Origin of the sequence: Mucilaginibacter sp. UR6-11 (genome assembly GCF_020880695.1) — a bacterium.
Classification (GTDB): domain Bacteria; phylum Bacteroidota; class Bacteroidia; order Sphingobacteriales; family Sphingobacteriaceae; genus Mucilaginibacter.
Genome location: NZ_JAJIWO010000012.1, coordinates 22502 through 39835 on the forward strand (window position 1 = coordinate 22502; position 17334 = coordinate 39835).

Here is a 17334-nt window from a genome sequence, read left to right on the forward strand (position 1 = left end):
TCAAAGTCTTGCTACTTGATACTAAATACTTGCGACTATAAATTAACCCTGTTAACCGTTTGCGCCAATATGTTTTGCTGATTGTTAATATCCTTCACATCCACATAAACAGGAGGGAAGTTATTGATCATCTGGTAGGCTATGGTATTGGCCAAATCCTTTTGGTCATTCATGGGTTGGTTGTAGTAACGGTTTGAGTTACCGCCATCGGTAAAGATCCCGCCAATCGCATAACCCCTGCCCGGGTTGGTTATCGAGAAATCACGGCCGCCATGTGCCACGTTGATAGCGCTTACCAGGTTACGTGCCCAAGGGTTGCGCATAGCTTCTGACACCACCACCGCCTCGCCGGAGCGAAGGTAGGCATTGGTATTATCCGTACGGCTATAACCCGATAATAACGCGCCCTTGCCGTCCGACTGGTAATGTAAACCACCCTTAGCATATTGTGGTGTTTTTTGCGCGGCAATAGTAGCCACTTGTATAGCTGTTTCTGCAATTATAGCAGGGATGGCAAATGCCGAAAGTACCCCTGTTTGCGCTGTTACCTTGGTAACCGCCAATGCACCATTTATTACTGCCTGTAGTATGGAGGCCCGTTGTTCTGCTTTAAAGGCTTTTGTTTTTTCTTCGGCTTCCTTTTTCTGGTATTTAGCTTCAATAGCTTGTTTTTGCGACGATGTTAGGCTGGTATTGCTTAATTCGGCCTGCTTTTGTATATCCAGCTGTTTTAACCTGGTCTGGCTCTGCGATTTAATATCATTTTGCAAGATAGAGAACGCAGCGTTCGATACTTGTTGCGCCGCCTGTAGCTCAAACTCTTTGCGTTCCAACACGCGCTGTTTATGCTCTTCAGCCTCTTTTTCTTCACGCTTTTTGTTTTGCACGTAATAGTTTTGGAGCGCTTCGTAAGCTTTGTCTAAACCGCTATCCGCAAATTCCTTAATGCTGCCGCCAATGTTTTGGTGATATTTTTCCTTTAATTTTTTGCTTTGTTCCTCGTATTGTTCTTGCGAAATTAATTTTTCGCTTAGCATACCATTTAAAGATGTAAGTTCGGCATCGTACTTCTTTTTTTCCAACTCGATGGTTTGTGCAAAATCTATGGCATGGCCATCTATCAATTGTCGGGATTTATCCGGCAGTTCGGTCGTATTAGGATTGGGTTGTGGAGATTTTTTTCCGGATAAATGATTTTTGTTTAATGAGTGTCCGGCAACGCCGATACCAAACAGTTTAATCCTTTTCTCAATATTTTCATTATAGAAGTCATTTTCTTTGTTTAGTAATTTCGTGTCCGTAGTTAGGTCATAAATATATTTATCACTTGCTTCTCTTAATTTTGTTTGTTTATTATAAGCGTCTGTTTGTCTTTTAATAACAAAATCATACTGATCATTATTTTTCCTTATTCTGTCTGAAACTGAGTCTGTCACTTTTCTGGAACCTTTACTCATCTCTTCTCCTGCTTTATCTTGTGCTAAGATAATTTTTAAATTTTTTGCTCTTTCTTCGGCTATCTTTTGCTCATTTTCCAAAATGCGCTCAGTATTATTTGTTATTTTATTTTTCGCAGCTTCGGCAAAGGCAGCTGCTAATATCTGATCTTTTAAATTTTTATATGCCGTAGCAGCGTTGCCAGACAAAATAGTTTCATCATTAATATTTTTAAACGTGTCGGGCCATTCATCTCTCAGTACCTTAATGGCATCTTTCTTCTGAGATAAGGATAGTGTGTGACTTTGAGTAGCCTTATATAGTAAGTTTAAGTCCGTTATTTCACGCTGGGCGGCCTGAGCACCTTGAAGTTTGGTTTGTATTAGGGAATTAGCAATGATATTATTATTTTTCATAGCCTGCCCTAAGGCAGTAAGGGTTGTGGTGCCCTTCATTAAATCATTGGCCCATTTTAATATTCCATCTCCGTATACAGTAACAAAGGTAAGCCCCGCAGACAATGCCGCGCCCCAACCACCAAGCGTTTTTGTTGCCAGAGTCACAATACCTGACCAAGTGGAAAATGATGACGATATATCGGTCAAATTAGTTTTTAACTTACCACCAGAAGCGGCTAAAACATCATTTTGTGTATTGAGTTTAGTTATTGTATCAGTCAACTTCGACAAGTCCCTATCCAAGGAGTTTATACTATTGGATATGGCGAGTAGCGGTTTGTTTAAATTGTTTACCGAAGCTCGTAAATTATCAAAAGCAACTTTATTAATTTCTATTTGTTGCCGGGTTTTAGAATTAAATTCTGAAGAATCATTTTCAGCCATATTAATTGGATTAAGGGTGTTTTTTATGTTAAGTCTTGTTATTTTAGCTTTAGAATTATTTAGTCTATACTATATATGAAAACGCTAAAAGTTGAAACATTTTTTTGGAGTTCGTTTCCTCATAACGCTCTGGTTGAGTTTGTAAATGAAAATAAAATAAGGCAGGAGGATATCCTGAAAATTGTACTTATGGATGGCGGGGGTTACACCTTATTTTACTATTCAGAAACTATTTAACGATCAAAGCAAGTAGGGTTGCCACTCTGTATGATCTTTCTTGAATTACAAGTCGCAAAATTTTACCTGCTTTTCTGCAAGATGGGTTCACTGACCGTCAGATTATAGCTGTCCTATGTACGGATAATTAGTTCACAGATATTGACAGCCATGAATAGCAATCTGCTGAAATTGTTGAATTAATAAAGATGGCGGGTAACAATTAATTTGCCGCTATTTGGATATTGTTTCATTTTTCCTATTCAGCTATAATATGTACACTAACACCTGGTGTCGGTTTTATTTTATTTCTCTAAAATTTTTGCTGTCTTGACGTTGTACATCACTTGCGTCCACGTAAAATGGAAGATTATCATCGAAGACATATCCACTTGGCGCAGTTGAATTACTTTCACGAATTAATGCTTTTTGAACAGGATGGACTATGAAAAAAATCATAGGAAGATATTTGTTGTCGCCAAAATAAGCATTGTCAATTCTTGATTCGGTATAATTACTTATAAAAGCGCTTCTGTATTTACACAAGCTATCTGTACTGATAGCCCATCCACATTCTACCATATAAGGTTTTTTTGACGACATGTCTTTTTTGATTAGTATTTTGTCGGCCAGGCTAATACTCATTTTATCTACTTCATCGTCATTCATAGGCCTGACTGATCTATACAATGGTAAATTATACCTCGAAAAATCTTTAGTTGATGTTTTATTAACCAAAAAGTCGGTTATATATAATTTGTCTCCGGGTTTGAACGGATTGTTAAATGTATCTGTATAATAGGCGTAAAACAAAGGCTTGTTAAACCAATACCATGCAAATGATCCGCCACCTAACACAATCAAACAGATAAGTGCGATGATCCATGTTTTTGATTTTTTTTTTGAGATTTTTTGATTAGTGCTCATAAGGTAAGGTTTTGCTAATTTTTTTGGTAAATATAAAAAGTGAAATGATTAAATGCAATAGGTAATCAATCAATTTAGGGAGCACGATGATCCTGATGTGAAGCAAAAGCTACCTGGCTTTTTGGATTAATTATCCCAGCTTTACCAGTTCTACCTTAGTAGGTTGCCCTTTGCGCCAGGCATCTATTTTATTGATATAATAATAAGCCCCATCCTGCTCTAAATAAACGGGTATCAGTAAGTCAAGCTCCAATATGTCGCGTGGCGTTAATAAAAAATAGCGCACTATTTTTTTTGTTTGCTTTAATATCTTCTCCAGCTCGGGGTAGTATTTTGTTTTTAAACCGGGCAGTGGTTTAGTGGCGACTGTGCCTGGCATATCGCCAAAGCATAAACTATAATCACCATCGGGCTTATAAAAATAAGGGGTACTTATAATATCATTTACGGTTATATGGTTACTGCCGCCATCGGTAAATATTACCGATTTATTCAATTGGGTAAGGTTAAGTTTATGATCGATCAAAATCCGTGGCGATACACCTATACTAAAATCAGTACCGCCATTATCAGTATCAATCATTTTAATTTGGGCAACGGTGCCGCCAATGTAAGGCCGGTTTAAGGTAGAGGCAAACTGACTCTCCAGCAAGTCTGTCGTAGCAGGCAAAGTTGTATCGGCCACATTTATTACCGCATCTGCAAAACCGGCGGGCAGTACGGCGTCATCCTGTTTATATTTCATAGTATTAGCCTGTGCGTAGCCGCCTAACTGAAAGCTGATGGTTTTACCCTGGTCCAAACATTTTTTGGTCCAGTTTTTAGCCAGCGGTATATTGTTGACTATATCATGAAATGAATTAAACGATATGGTTTTTGTGGCGTTATCCGTTTGGCAAATAATACCAAACCGCTGCAGGGTATCTTTAAGCAGATCTTTTTGTGAAATATCCGGAAAGATGCGCTCGCACTGTACAGGCTGACTGTATTTTACAACTCTGTTTTGCGCCTGTACTGTAAAGGTTGCGCCTGTACCAACTGTAAAGTATGACGGATTATCGCCCAGCCAGGTGTAATTAACTTCAACACTTTGTCCCGCGGCAAGTTCTGTTTGGCATGAAAGAGCTTGCTTACCAATGTCTACATACCCGGTAATGCTGCCGCCACTTGTTCCGGCATCACGTACCCAGTTCCCCATATCCCAGGTAAAATTCAGTTCGGCCGGGTATATATCCGGCAGTCCGGGAGTATGTACTGTAATGGTGACGTGTAAATAAGTGGGGTGTTTGCCCGTTATTCTGCCATACATTTTAGTTTTCGGAAAATTGACCGTAATTGTAAAATCGCTGCGTTGCGCGGCTGTAAATACGCCATTGCTAAGCTGTCCGGATGGATCAGCCAGCTTATTGTCAAACACGAACCTGCCTGTTGGGTTGCTGTTGTTTGGATGATTCAATTGTATAACTGAGCCGGTAGCTGCCGAGCAACTCAGCAAATCAGGCTGGGTTTGATACGCTGTGCCATGTTCCCATGAGCTATTGCTAAACTGTGCTATGAGCTTTGGATAAAGAGGATCAGAAAGTAAAGATCCGGTAGCTTTATAGCCCGCGCTTTTTACCAACAAGTCAATAGCCGTTTTTATAAAGAAGCCCGGCCGCATAGTGGTTACATTTATGGGCGCCGAATAATCTTCAGTAAAGTTACCGTAGTCAACAACCGGGTATATCCAGCCGTCAGTCCTGGTTTGCGAATACGCTACTGTATTAAGCGTCCACTCATGGTCATATTGTTTCCATAACAACTCTTTTCCCCACTGGCTTGTACCGTCGCCCATTTCATAAAGTGAGCCATCAATAGCATCAAAAAAATCAACATTGCCTGACAGGATGGTAATGCTGGCCGTATCCTGATCAATGCCATTTAGTTCGCCAACGCCATATGGTATTATCTCCAGGCCGTCCTGTACCAGCTTTGCGGGATATTGCGTGTAAGGCAGGTTGGTGCAAAATGCTAAATCATCCGGGAAACCCAATATTTGCCGGTTACGTTGCGTTAGCGGTAATTTAAACTGATTTGAGGTATTGCCCTGCTGGTTTTTCACCTCGGCCAGATTATTGATCTGGAAGGTTAAGGCAATAGGGCTGTCGTCGCTCAAGTCAACCAGTTGATCATTTATATATAATTGGATATCGTTCATATCTCTTTTTATTGTGTTTGGATGTTAATACCCGGCATGTTGAACGTCACACTAAAAGGAGCCTGCCCATTTAGTGTTTCGTATTCGCTAAAGGTGGCGGTATTGATAATTATTGTTTGCCATTTGACCGAATTTTTGTTAACCAGCATTTGCACTTTTGGTGAGTATTTGATGGATTGTAACCCCTTGATATCTGCTACCGAAAGATCCTCGGCCATAACCTTCATTTTCTGGCCGGCAGTTTTGCTTATTACATCCTCAATTGTATCCTGGTTCTCCCAATCAGACACAAAGTTTTTAATGATGGTGGCGTTTTGTACATCCAAAGTTACTTCCTGGTTGTAAACAAAGCGATAGTAGTTCCACGAGCCGCTGAGGCCTATCCAGCGCAGATAAACAGACCGCTCATCAACCGCGTCATCTATGCGGATAGTTTGCGTTTGGGTAACTGCATGGATATTACTGCCATCGCTGTATTTTAAAGTAATGGTAAAGTAATAGGCATCCGCCGGAAAATCATTATTGATCAATAACCGGTTTAAACCCAGTTGTGCTGCCAGTGGGGCGTTTGCCGTGGTTTGCCGGGATATCACCAGCTTACTTCCATCCTGGTTAAGTAACCAGGAGTTGTCATCATTTAACAAATAGCTGTTTTGGGGGCCGCCCGGCAATAATTTTCTGTTAATGTCCAATAGGGTTAATTCACAATATATATCCAGGCCCAGCAAATGCTCGCTGTAAATAAACCCGATGTCAAAAGGATAACCATTTGAGTAAGCCGGCTCCGCAAAATCAGTAATCCATTTAGCTGGCGGCTGGCCATTTGCAAAAGGTACATAAGCGGCCAGGTTACCGCCGTAACGCTCGCCTAGTTGTTTGGCTGCATACACCACGTAATATGGGTCAGTAATATAAATCCAATCTGATATTTTTTCGTCTCCGTTGTTATCATCCCATTGTTCTGAATAAGCAATCTGATAACTGGCGCTTAAATTGTTGTCTCTGAAATTAGTTCTGGTGAAATCACTTTCGTCCTTAACACGCACTAACGATTGGAGAAAGTTTGATATGTCCGCTTTTATAAGCCCCGTCTTATCAGGTCTGTTGGTTGATATGATTGTATCGGTAACACCATCAGTATCCTGGTAAGTGATTTTTGTTAAAAGCTTATAATAAGGCTTTAATCGGTTGATATTGATAAACCCAGTTGCATTGCCGGCGTAAGAGGTATCAATTATGAATGAATTACCTGTGCGGGTTAGCGCATTAAATTTATAAATGCCTTTATAGGGGGCGGCATTGATGTAAACAAGGTCATCAGCAATAAGTGCTGTTAAGTCGGTATTCACCAGTACTTTGGCCTTGCCCGATGCGGAATCCTGTGAGACAGATATGATTTCAAAATCTTTACGCTGATAAGTAAATACAATGGGGTTAAAGGCCGCGTTCCACCTGCTTGTATTGCCGTTAATTATTACTGAAGGATCATTAACCAACAACCTGCTTTGAACGGGAACGGTGATGGTGATATTTTCAACGCAGCCAAAGTTGTTTGCGTCAATAACCGTAACAGTCTTAAGGCCACCGCTTAGGCCGGTAAAGATGTTTGAGGCCTGGAAATTTATGTTATCAAGGCTGTACGATAATGGTAAGTAGCTTGAAGATGCCTGTACTGATATTTGGCCATCCCCCGCACCCGGCGAAGACTCGGGCTTATCTATGTTTATTCCATTGATAACCAAATCACAATAATTTATTGGTGGCGGCGCATCAAGTAGGGCATGTATCGTTGCAAAACCAAACGTTTTTGAGTAATAAGATACAAAATTTCCGAAGCCATCGTCGTGCGACTTGTCTATGATCCCGTCAAACAATAATACCGATTGGCCGGAAGCGGCTTTTTCTTCCTGGGTTATTAAACCATCATCGTTAACACTGTATTTTATTATCGCGCCATTGCCATTGGCTGGCAATCCGTTTTCGTCAACAATAACTGCATAAATTTTGGCTTTTGTAATTTTGTCCAGCCCCTCAAAATAGCTGAATGGCCGGTCGGCTATTATATTGCAATTTAATCCCATTGTGTTTAATTTAAGTTGATTTTATAAATAGGCAGATTATTGGTATTGATCAAAATACATGGTAGCCAGCGTTATGGTTAAACCAACTCCGGTAGTGTTAACATCGTATTTGTTGTAAATCGGGGTGCATTTGGCTTTGTCGCCAGCCTTGATTTTAAAGTAACGGCCATCGCCCTCACGGTATTTGGCGGCTTTGGTAATAAACTCATTAGCCATATGCAAGGCCTGGCTCACATAAGTTTCGTTTTCGGCCGTGTATTGGTCAAAATCTGTTTTAAACAAAAATTCAATGGTTATGGCAAATGTATTATCTACTGATCCGTTTATTTGTGGCGATAGGTTAATGAGCTGTGGCGGATACAAAAAGACACACGGAAAGGTTGCATCATCGGCGAGTGTATTTAATTCGTTTGCAGTGCCATATACAAATGCCGGCGTGTTGGTTATGGTTTGTACTATAGCTTCAATTTGGTTACGTATTGGCATAGAATAAAGATTGATTTAGTGACTAGTATTTAAAGTTATCGCTGTGTTTGTAACAGTTCGGTGTATCTGCGCTGGTATTCTGCCTCGGTTTTGTTAAGTAGCAGTTTGGTAAGAACCCTGTCATAAGGCATGTTCAGGATCTCGTCCCATTTGGTGATATCACCGCCTGATAAAGAATTTATAGTGTTGATGTATTTAAATTTTTCAAACGATTGTATTCCCGCTTTTTTCTCCAAAACTGACGGAACCGCGGCCAATAATTTGTTTTCGGTTTCGATAAGTCCGGATAACTCATAAAAAAATGTTTGGCTACGGGCAGCGCCTCCGTTACCCCAAGTTTTTTTACGGTTTCGGCAAAGGCCTCGGCTTTATATTCATTGTATTTGTCGCCGGTGGCCCGGCAATAAAAGTAGTGTGCCAAAACAAGGCAGCAGGCTTTTAATGATGGGTTAAAAAGTGTTTTCCAGTCATCCTCGCCATGTAAAGTAATGTGTTTATTTATTTCTTCGGCAATAATATAACGGGCGGCCATAAAGGCGCCGGCCGGCTCGACAGACAGGTTGCGAATAATATTAACGCTCGTCTTTTTGCCATCAAGATTGAGCGTTACTTTCGCCGGGATCTCATCGGTATTATACAGGTATTTAATTTGGTTGGATAATGATAGTACAGTTTCACCAAATACATCAAATCCGCGAATGTCAATTACATTCTTTAATTCGCTTACCGGTATTGCTGAAAGTATGCTTATTGCGTCCATATCGGTCAAATCTTCTTTGTCCTGCATTTGCATCATTTGACCCAACGTAACTTCTTTTAGTTGCGATGGAATCCTGATAAGGAGTTGTCCCGTGATTGTTTTGAGCGTTTTTTCTATCATATATTAATAAAATCTGTAAGGTTATTTAAGCTGTGGTTATCCAGGTAGGGCAGGCGTGACCTGCGAGTTGTGGCCGGTTTTATTTTTAATTTATTTAAAGCGATGTAACGCAATGGGTCAATTAAATGATTCCAGGTATCAACGGGTTCGTTCATCGGTTTGCCCGACCGGTCAACTTTCCATTTATAACGCCCCAGTTCGGTACGCAGATTAATGCTACGGCGGGTAATGTTAAGCTTATAGCGTTTAAGTATATCTATTGAGTTGTTTATGCTATCGGCACCTTTTTTTGCGCCGGTAACATACCAGCCTAACCGTTTAAGCTCCTCAATTGATTTGGGTTCGGCGCTGTCGGCAACAATCTCTGTTTTTTTGCTGACGCCATTGGTGGTAAGTTTCACAGCAATATCTTTATTGGTTAGGCCGGTTTCATAAAATAATTCGTCAATCCACAGTTCGCCGTTTTGCTGGTAAACTTCTATACAGCCGGTTTGATCATTGGTAAAGCCAAAATCAAGTCCGGCAGCCACTAATTTTGCGTCTGCGGGGATACTATCGCAAACATACCAGTTGGTAAAAATCAGGCCGCTTATTTTGCCTGTAAGGCCACGGGCATAAACCTTCCATAATTCTGGATTGGTTGCTTTAATGCTTTCAATTTTATGGCCCATAGCTTTATCCAGAAATGGATTATGCCGATAGTCTGATATAATAAGTTCTACACCGGGTTTTCCAATCAGATTGTCATGTACCCAAAATTCTGTATTGGGGTTATAATCAATAAATATCCGGGCCTTTGTACGCAGCGCCAGTTCGGTATAAATATTCCATTCAATACCATTAGCCTCGTTAATAAAAAGATAATCTCTTTTCCCTGATTTTGCATCCTGCCCGTTAGCGTAGCTTTTAAACTCAATGATTGATTCATTATAAAACTCAAATATTCTGTCGGTTTTGTTAAAGTTTTTTACCAGTTTTTTTAGCTGCGATGATTTATTGTATAAGCTTAATGCATCACGCAGAGCCCCGGCTTTAAGGTTTGGTATATCCTGGCCAACTACGGTAATTACTTGTTTTTCTTTTTCGCAGGCCAGGCAAAATAATACCTGTTCTATGGCATAAGTTTTCCCCGAGCTGGTGCCACCCTGGTTAATTACTACCTGGGCGGCCGAGGCGTAATTGCGCCTAAACAGAACAGATGCTTCGTAATCATTTACATTCATAATTGATAATTAAGTGGGCCGTGTGAGTTATAGTGCGACGTCTTTTTCGTTAGCTGCAGGCTGCGGGCCCGACTCAATCAATTTTACTTTTATCGAGCTTATTTTTTTATCAGCCTTTTTGGTTTTGCTTTTCTCATTCCATCCCATGCTTTTAAGCGCAAACATGGCGCCGGTGGGGGCAGGGTAGTGTAACCTGTTTTCATAATAGGCTATCACCCTAAACCGTGCTCGCTTTATTAGGGGGGCCAGCTTGCCCTTGCTTTCATATTGGTCAAAATCGTCCTTGCTGTTAAATCCTAAAAAAAGGGCTAGGCCTGCAATTGTCGGCGGCTCATTTTTTTTAGCCTTCGAAGCCGGATTGTCAGCGGTACGTTCGAAATAAAGCTCAATCAAGGCAAGAAGTGACTCGCGATCGGTGAAAAAGTACTTTGTTTTTTTCATTATAATTTAAATACCAATCAGCAGAAGACCCTATCAAAATGAGAAAGTCTATGATTTTAATAGTGGTTAGCTGATATATGTTGGATAGTTTGCTTATGCCGGTAAACGTGGCACCATTTTTAGCGTTAAAATTTGTTAAATATTAATTAACACAACCGTTTGTGTTTTATATTCGTATAATAACTAAATTTGAGTTTACCCGGTCGATATGAATTTTTTTCGGTTTATCTTCATCGTGTTGTTTTTTTCTGCAGTGATTATATCCTGTCAAAAAGATCAGTCTGTGGATGTAAGCGCCTCAAAAACCACCATAAAAGCCGACACAAGCGATAACTCACGCAATTTTTTTGCTTCCAAGGGCACCCTTAATATTACCGTGGGTGATTCAACCTATACTTTTGATGCTGCTAAAGACTCTGTAGCCTTTATTAATGTAAATATTGATAGTAATAAATACTTTGGTATAACAGCTATTAACAAGGCGCATACGGTGAGTTTTGGCATTAGTTCGCCGGGCTTTGCCTCGCCCGATCTAACCAACACTATCGCCGGCGGCCAGTTGTTATTAAACGCCGATGGCAAACATGTAAAGCAGTATGTATTGTCTAATAGTCTGGGCATCAATGAATCTAACCAAATAAGCCTCGAGAAATACATGCAGGACAGTATCCTTACCAAAGGTACTTTTACTACTGTAATGACTAATAAAGACGGCGAAAGAATCTCATCTTCCAGTGTGGTTCATGGTAGTTTTAACCTCCAGATAAAATAGTTTTATAGGAAAAGTAACCGTTTGTTTAACGTACTATACAAAGATAAACAATAATTATGAATTATATGCTATTTGGCATAAAATTTACCAAATTTTTTCATCGGCAACTTCATTCTCCACCAATTGTGTAAGCAACATTTTCACAACTGCTTCACGTGTCCACTGCTGTTCTGTAAGTGAGGCGTCTTCCTGATACCAGCGTACCGGCTCGTTTATTTCTATACGTGTTTTGTAAATAAAGTTTTTTGTTGGGTGCATTTTGGTGCCTTCATAGCTGTTCAGATTTTCGGCTCTTATTATTTTGGCAAATTGCCTGGTGGTTATATCAACCTGCAAACATTCCTCAAGCGAATTTTTAAAATCGTGCTTGTCTTCCAGCCATAGGGTCAGGATGTCGCCATTCAGTTCATGATCGGCTACGCTGATCCGGCTGTAATCATAATCTACAGATATAATCATCCACCATAGTTTGTCTTTTAATTTTTGACTGATCTTTATCATCTCAATAAGGTTTTAGGCTGTCAGGTTGTTTTGACAGCAGGTTTAATTATTATTATGTTCTGTTAAATAACGGGGTAGGCGGGCACCCACCCGGGTATGTATTTCTGTATTGCTGCAATTTCTTTACTGTATTTATTACAGGCCGATTGATAGGCTTTAAAGCGGATGCTTAACTGGTCGCTGGCAGTAATAGTTGTACCAGAAGGGTTTGGGCGACGAGTGTTTTGTAATGCGGAGTAAGCGATATGCATTGGTTTGGTTTTTAAAAGTGTTAATGTGTGATTAGTATCGATATGTATTTCGCTTCAACCTTTACGTATAGGTGTGTAACTGCCATTTAAACATTATTTTCCATATTTCTTTATTCATATCTGTATATTCTTTACTTTTTATTTGGTTTGTGTATAAATATATAGTAGATTCGTTGCGAATTGGATTACAAATATAAAGAAAAATCTTTATTTTAATCAAGAAAAATTTAGAAATAATTTTTAGAATTATGGAATTTCCTGAGAAAGTTAACAAGATTAAAACGGTTCGTCCTGAGACACTGGAGTTTATAATTTTATATAATCAACTTAAAGGAAGGGCATTTACAGGCAACGCTCAATTGGCCGAGGTGCTGGGCTTTAATTCTCCAAGCTCTATTACAGAAATTATTAAGAGCCGGCAAAACATTGATCCTGAGAAGTTCAGGATTTTTAAAGAAAAATATAAAGATTTTATTTCAGGCAATGTTTATGTGCCTGTGACCCAGGCATCAAAAATAGCTGAAGGTATCCCTATGTATGAAATTACGGCTACAGCATCTGGTGTGGAGGTTTATAATGATATTAATGATACCACGCCGGTGGGCCGCATGAATTTTCCGGGTATTGAGGATTGTGATTTTGCCTTGCCAGTATGGGGCCATTCTATGTACCCTTACCTGGAAAATGGCTGCTGGGTAGCGCTGAAAGTTATTCATGATAAAAAGATCCTGCCCGGCGAGGTGTATTATATTGAATGGGGCGATTATCGTATGTACAAACGGCTGTTATTAGGCAATACTGAAGATGAAGTTGTTGCGCACTCTGATAATACTACAGAAATGATTGGTAATCAGCTTAAATATGCACCTTTTATTATTAAGATTGCCGACATCAAAAAGCTTTGCCTGGTTAAGGATATTCATAAAAAACATAATCATTAATGGACGTTAATATTTATCGCTACAGTAAAAAAAACAGCGTCATAACCGTTATAATGATGATTGTATTGGGCGGTCTTTTTATATCCAATATTTACCAAGCTTATAACAGTTGTCTGTAAGAAAAGCCGACAAGCTGTCTGTCGTCACGTAATAAATAAAGGTAATTCACTTTTATATCCTAATTGTTTATAATTGCATTAAATGGCAGACGAGGGTATAGTAAAACGTATAAAAGTAATTGTGAAGGATCATGGCGGCCAGCTGGCGTTGGCTAACGCTATTGGTGTTGACCAGGGCTTTATAAGTAAAGTAATTAACCGCAAGCAGGAAGTAAGCTATTATTTGATCAGTAAACTATGTTTCCAGTTAAAATATTCGCCTGAATGGCTGATATTGGGTACGGGGGAAAAGAAGATAAATAAGACTGAATCACCAAAACTTATTACCGAAATACAAATGATGCGTACCGAACTGGATATATTACATGCCCGGATGCGCGCTTTTGAGATGGAGATAAAAGAATTGAAAGCGCAGGGCAATATTCAGCAGGCGGGATAAAAATCTTCTATAAAATCTATAAAATAAAAAGGCCCCCGATTTATCGGGGGCCTTTTTGGTATTAGGTTTGGTTATGATTAGAAGCCATAACGAATACCAAATTGCATTTGCCATCTTGAAGTGAACAAATCAACAGAGTAAGGCACTCCGGGATCCTGGAATGTATACTTTGGATAAGTTGTTCCTACTGCGGAGAATGCTGGTGTACCAGCTTTAACCGGTGTTAAACCAATGCTTGATGTTGAGTTAAACGTGTTTGGAGAGAAATAGTATTGTCCCCATTTTTTGTTTAACAGGTTGGTAAGGTTAACAATATCGTAAGTAAAAGTGATCATTTGTTTGTGCTTACTGCCGAATTTAAAATCTTGTGTAAAGCGGAAATCCAGATCGTTATTCCATGGGGTGAAAGCGGCATTACGCTCTGTAAACTGACCACGACGGGTGCTCAGGTATTTATCTTTATTAATAAACTGATCAAAAGCGGCTGCTTGGGCTACTGCAGTGGCACCACCGGCAATATCGCTGAAGAAGTTTACGGTTTCGCCAACTTTAGGGATATAGGCTAAACTAACTTGCTGACCAGTTCCGTCGATAGCGTTTGGATAAAATCCGTAAGTGTATGGATTGCCAGATTGCGCGCTAAAGAAGAAGGTAAAGTTTGCAGTATAAGCGCCTGCATTATCCCAGTTATGACGGAAGTTGATATTTGATACGATACGATGACGGATGTCAAAGTTTGAGTTAGCTAAACCCGGATTGTTAGGATTTAAAGCCTGATTTAACTGCCAGTTTGATTCCATTGAGTTACGGATACCGTTTGTAACGTCTTTTGAATGACCATAAGTATAAGCTACGTTAGCACTTAAACCAAAAGGAAATACTTTACCAATTTGACCGGTTAAGCTGTAACGGTAACCCAAACTGGTGTTTGATAACTCATAGGCATTAGTGTATAACGCGTTAGGCTTGGTATTTATAAATATAGGCTGTGCGTGTTGTGTATCATATGGATAATAAGCTACATTATCTGTAGTGTTAACCTGTTGGAATTTAAGGTCATGGATAACTTTAGTATAAATCCCCTCTAAAGTAAATTTCCATTGATCTTCGGTCGAGTAGTCAACAGCAAGGCTGTTTCTCCATACCTGTGGCATTTTAAAGTTGTTGTCAACCAAATCAGCCTGTGTTGCACCAGCAGCATCGTTTATATTAACACCACGGGCAGCTACATAAGCTGCACCGCCATTAGCTGGCGCTTGTATTGGGCTAATACCGGCAGGAGGAGTCTTGTTATCATAAGCGCCATAAGTGGCACCATTGTTATAAAATGCATAACCTAACCATGCAAAAGGGATACGGCCGGTAAAAAATCCGCTGCCACCACGCACTATCACGCTTTGATCACCATTAACATCATAGTTAAATGATACACGGGGATTGATCTCGATATTGTTTAAGTACTTATTGGTGATATCTTTTGGTTTGGTGTAAGTAAAGGTATTACCATAATTAGGATCAACCGGGGCACCACTTGTTTTTGTGCTTAAAGGCTGTTTATTTGGCAAACCTGCATAATCTAAGCGGATGCCTGCGGTTAATTTAAAGTTGTCGGTTACCTGGATCTCATCCTGGCCATAAAGGCTCAACAGGTTAACCTTAAATTTAGCCGAGGGGTTAGCTAAAATATAATCTCTTGTATTATTAGTGTAGTTAAAGTTAGCGCGTATACGTGATGGTGCATCGGCTACAAAGTTAGCTACGCTGCTATAAGCGTCGCGACCGTTCCATGCATTAACAAAGTTGTAAGTGATATCATAAAACTCGTTGTGGGTACCAAATGTAAACGTGTTTTTGTTTTTGGTCCAGGTTAAGTTATCAGTAAACTCAGTAGTTTTTTGATGCATGTCAAAGATGGCAGCCTCGCGGTCTGTACCAACAAATATAGTTGTACCCGGTGTTCTGCCGGTAATTTCAAATTGCGGCAAAGCCGGGTTTGAATTAGGATCACGGAAATCATGAACACTTGAGTATCCAAATAATAAGCTGTTGCTTACACTATTTGAAAATTTAGATTTTAACTCTGCCACGGTTGAGCTTGAGTTGTTATGTGATGTATAGTCAATACTACCGAAACGGAAGTTTTGCTGATCACGCTCTAAGTTGGTGGCTGTTGATGAAATAGTGTTGTTACGGATAGTTAACTGGTTGTTATCATTAATATTCCAGTCTAAACGGTTAAAGTATTTATTTGAGTTTGAGAAGATGGTAGTGTTATTGTAAGTACCGGCATCAAAACCCGCGGCCGCAAATTTTGCAGTTATTGCCTGTGCGTCAGCAAGGGTTAAAATGTTTTGTGAACCTGCAGTACCTGCACCGGCAATAACCGGGTCAACACGGCGGGCAAACTCTTCGCTGCTAAAGAAAAATAATTTGTTTTTTATGATTGGGAAACCTACGCGGAAACCTGTGTTTAGATCATGGAAAGCTGACGGCAGTTTTGAACCGTCGCCACCTGAAGCCGCTGCAGCATTATTTGGGCCTACCATAAATGCACCACGACCATAACCGTATACAGAGCCGGTAACCTCGTTGGTACCGCTACGGGTTACTGCGTTAATACTTCCACCCAGTACGTTGCCGATTTTGATATCGTAAGGAGCAACATACACCTGGATATCCTGTATAGCGTCTAACGATACCGGGCTTGTACGTGTACTGCTGCCAACCTGGCCTGAAGCATTATTTTGTCCACCTAATGACGGACTAAAACCAATTGCGTCATTATTAATAGCACCATCAAGCGTTACGTTGTTGTAACGGTAGTTAGTACCTTGAAAAGAGTTATTATTGCTTTGCGGCGTGTTGCGGGTTAAATCCTGCAAACTGCGGTTTAAGCTGGGTTGTGTACGTATTTGATTAGCATTGATACGGGTGCTTGCACCTGTTTTTGACGGGCCTGTTCTGGCTTTAACTTTAACTTCGCTAAGTGAAGTTGAGCTTTCTATCAATACAAAATTAAATGTGGCGTTGCCTAATTGTAAGGTAATATCATTACGCTCGTCTTTAGTATACCCAATGTAGGTAGCCGTTAAGGTGTAAGGGCCACCCGGGCTGATGTTTTGGACATTGTAACGTCCATCAGCATTGGTTTGTGAGGCGTATTTCGTGCCTGTGCTGGTGTTTAGTATAGAGATACTAACGCCGGGCATAGCCGCGCCTTTTTGATCAGTAACCTTCCCGGTTAAAACCGAGGTGGTGATCTGGGCGTTTGCAGTACCTGCAACCACCAGTAACATAAACGATAATAGGATTAAGTAAATCTTTTTCATGTGTGAATTTTTATGCCACAAAGGTCAATTTGCAATGTTAAGAGTATGTTAACTAGGTATTATCTTTAGTTCATTATGTTAACAGTAAGTAATTACGTGTCAAAAATTAAATTTTAATTTAATTGCTATTTAATTCTAATGGCTAAACCACCGCCTTTGGCGGTAGGTCATGGGTGGAGGCTATGCCAGAAACCACTATCTTAGTATTTGTGACGAAATACAGGAAATTATCTCATAGCTTTTACTATTGTG

The 17334-nt window shown here is 40.0% G+C and carries 15 protein-coding genes; 4 read left to right on the plus strand and 11 right to left on the minus strand.

Features of this window, described 5'->3' with window-relative positions:
* Nucleotides 1–35: 35 nt before the first annotated feature.
* Nucleotides 36–2279 (minus strand): hypothetical protein, encoded by a 2244-nt coding sequence (locus LJ658_RS19825; RefSeq protein ID WP_230548294.1) that lies wholly within the window; start codon nucleotides 2277–2279, stop codon nucleotides 36–38.
* Nucleotides 2280–2354: 75 nt separating this feature from the next.
* Here LJ658_RS19825 and LJ658_RS19830 point away from each other — a divergent pair, with 75 nt between their 5' ends.
* Nucleotides 2355–2516, plus strand: coding sequence for a hypothetical protein (locus LJ658_RS19830; protein WP_230548295.1), 162 nt, complete (start codon nucleotides 2355–2357; stop codon nucleotides 2514–2516).
* 279 nt (nucleotides 2517–2795) lie between these two features.
* Here the strand turns inward: LJ658_RS19830 and LJ658_RS19835 are convergent, their stop codons facing one another.
* The 7 genes from LJ658_RS19835 to LJ658_RS19865 form a co-directional block, all read right to left on the minus strand.
* A complete protein-coding gene (locus tag LJ658_RS19835) occupies nucleotides 2796–3422 on the minus strand; it encodes a hypothetical protein (protein WP_230548296.1) in 627 nt (208 codons plus the stop codon).
* 130 nt (nucleotides 3423–3552) lie between these two features.
* A complete protein-coding gene (locus tag LJ658_RS19840; RefSeq protein WP_230548297.1) occupies nucleotides 3553–5619 on the minus strand; it encodes a hypothetical protein in 2067 nt (688 codons plus the stop codon).
* A gap of 8 nt (nucleotides 5620–5627) precedes the next feature.
* Entirely contained in the window at nucleotides 5628–7700 is a 2073-nt protein-coding gene (locus LJ658_RS19845) for a hypothetical protein (RefSeq protein WP_230548298.1), read from the minus strand.
* A gap of 36 nt (nucleotides 7701–7736) precedes the next feature.
* Nucleotides 7737–8186 (minus strand): hypothetical protein, encoded by a 450-nt coding sequence (locus tag LJ658_RS19850; protein WP_230548299.1) that lies wholly within the window; start codon nucleotides 8184–8186, stop codon nucleotides 7737–7739.
* Nucleotides 8187–8364: 178 nt separating this feature from the next.
* Nucleotides 8365–9066 (minus strand): hypothetical protein, encoded by a 702-nt coding sequence (locus LJ658_RS19855; protein WP_230548300.1) that lies wholly within the window; start codon nucleotides 9064–9066, stop codon nucleotides 8365–8367.
* The gene (locus LJ658_RS19860; RefSeq protein ID WP_230548301.1) at nucleotides 9063–10289 is read right to left on the minus strand and encodes a terminase large subunit; all 1227 of its coding nucleotides are present in this window, start codon (nucleotides 10287–10289) and stop codon (nucleotides 9063–9065) included. The genes LJ658_RS19855 and LJ658_RS19860 overlap by 4 nt, the downstream gene beginning before the upstream one ends.
* Before the next feature lie 27 nt (nucleotides 10290–10316).
* Nucleotides 10317–10730, minus strand: coding sequence for a DNA-packaging protein (locus tag LJ658_RS19865; protein ID WP_230548302.1), 414 nt, complete (start codon nucleotides 10728–10730; stop codon nucleotides 10317–10319).
* A 208-nt stretch (nucleotides 10731–10938) separates the two neighbouring features.
* Between LJ658_RS19865 and LJ658_RS19870 the strand changes: the two genes are divergently transcribed.
* The gene (locus LJ658_RS19870; protein ID WP_230548303.1) at nucleotides 10939–11502 is read left to right on the plus strand and encodes a hypothetical protein; all 564 of its coding nucleotides are present in this window, start codon (nucleotides 10939–10941) and stop codon (nucleotides 11500–11502) included.
* Nucleotides 11503–11586: 84 nt separating this feature from the next.
* Here LJ658_RS19870 and LJ658_RS19875 read toward each other — a convergent pair whose 3' ends face one another.
* Together LJ658_RS19875 and LJ658_RS19880 are read right to left on the minus strand one after the other, a co-directional pair.
* Entirely contained in the window at nucleotides 11587–12003 is a 417-nt protein-coding gene (locus LJ658_RS19875) for a hypothetical protein (RefSeq protein ID WP_230548304.1), read from the minus strand.
* Nucleotides 12004–12065: 62 nt separating this feature from the next.
* Entirely contained in the window at nucleotides 12066–12254 is a 189-nt protein-coding gene (locus tag LJ658_RS19880) for a hypothetical protein (RefSeq protein WP_230548305.1), read from the minus strand.
* Nucleotides 12255–12502: 248 nt separating this feature from the next.
* On the opposite strand from LJ658_RS19880, the gene LJ658_RS19885 reads away from it, so the two are divergent.
* Together LJ658_RS19885 and LJ658_RS19890 are read left to right on the plus strand one after the other, a co-directional pair.
* On the plus strand, nucleotides 12503–13195 hold the full coding sequence (locus LJ658_RS19885; RefSeq protein ID WP_230548306.1) for a S24 family peptidase: 693 nt from the start codon (nucleotides 12503–12505) through the stop codon (nucleotides 13193–13195).
* Between the two features lie 201 nt (nucleotides 13196–13396).
* Complete coding sequence (locus tag LJ658_RS19890; RefSeq protein WP_230548307.1) at nucleotides 13397–13753, plus strand: helix-turn-helix transcriptional regulator; 357 nt, start codon at nucleotides 13397–13399, stop codon at nucleotides 13751–13753.
* A 77-nt stretch (nucleotides 13754–13830) separates the two neighbouring features.
* Here LJ658_RS19890 and LJ658_RS19895 read toward each other — a convergent pair whose 3' ends face one another.
* Nucleotides 13831–17082 (minus strand): TonB-dependent receptor, encoded by a 3252-nt coding sequence (locus LJ658_RS19895; RefSeq protein ID WP_230548308.1) that lies wholly within the window; start codon nucleotides 17080–17082, stop codon nucleotides 13831–13833.
* Nucleotides 17083–17334 lie beyond the last annotated feature (252 nt).

Bases quoted from the DNA above. Each gene is read 5' to 3' on its own strand.
- LJ658_RS19830 (WP_230548295.1), top strand. From the start codon at position 2,355: ATGAAAACGCTAAAAGTTGAAACATTTTTTTGGAGTTCGTTTCCTCAT.
- LJ658_RS19890 (WP_230548307.1), top strand. From the start codon at position 13,397: ATGGCAGACGAGGGTATAGTAAAACGTATAAAAGTAATTGTGAAGGAT.
- LJ658_RS19875 (WP_230548304.1), bottom strand. From the start codon at position 12,003: ATGATAAAGATCAGTCAAAAATTAAAAGACAAACTATGGTGGATGATT.
- LJ658_RS19895 (WP_230548308.1), bottom strand. From the start codon at position 17,082: ATGAAAAAGATTTACTTAATCCTATTATCGTTTATGTTACTGGTGGTT.
- LJ658_RS19865 (WP_230548302.1), bottom strand. From the start codon at position 10,730: ATGAAAAAAACAAAGTACTTTTTCACCGATCGCGAGTCACTTCTTGCC.
- LJ658_RS19850 (WP_230548299.1), bottom strand. From the start codon at position 8,186: ATGCCAATACGTAACCAAATTGAAGCTATAGTACAAACCATAACCAAC.
- LJ658_RS19825 (WP_230548294.1), bottom strand. From the start codon at position 2,279: ATGGCTGAAAATGATTCTTCAGAATTTAATTCTAAAACCCGGCAACAA.
- LJ658_RS19855 (WP_230548300.1), bottom strand. From the start codon at position 9,066: ATGATAGAAAAAACGCTCAAAACAATCACGGGACAACTCCTTATCAGG.
- LJ658_RS19840 (WP_230548297.1), bottom strand. From the start codon at position 5,619: ATGAACGATATCCAATTATATATAAATGATCAACTGGTTGACTTGAGC.
- LJ658_RS19870 (WP_230548303.1), top strand. From the start codon at position 10,939: ATGAATTTTTTTCGGTTTATCTTCATCGTGTTGTTTTTTTCTGCAGTG.
- LJ658_RS19860 (WP_230548301.1), bottom strand. From the start codon at position 10,289: ATGAATGTAAATGATTACGAAGCATCTGTTCTGTTTAGGCGCAATTAC.
- LJ658_RS19845 (WP_230548298.1), bottom strand. From the start codon at position 7,700: ATGGGATTAAATTGCAATATAATAGCCGACCGGCCATTCAGCTATTTT.
- LJ658_RS19835 (WP_230548296.1), bottom strand. From the start codon at position 3,422: ATGAGCACTAATCAAAAAATCTCAAAAAAAAAATCAAAAACATGGATC.
- LJ658_RS19885 (WP_230548306.1), top strand. From the start codon at position 12,503: ATGGAATTTCCTGAGAAAGTTAACAAGATTAAAACGGTTCGTCCTGAG.
- LJ658_RS19880 (WP_230548305.1), bottom strand. From the start codon at position 12,254: ATGCATATCGCTTACTCCGCATTACAAAACACTCGTCGCCCAAACCCT.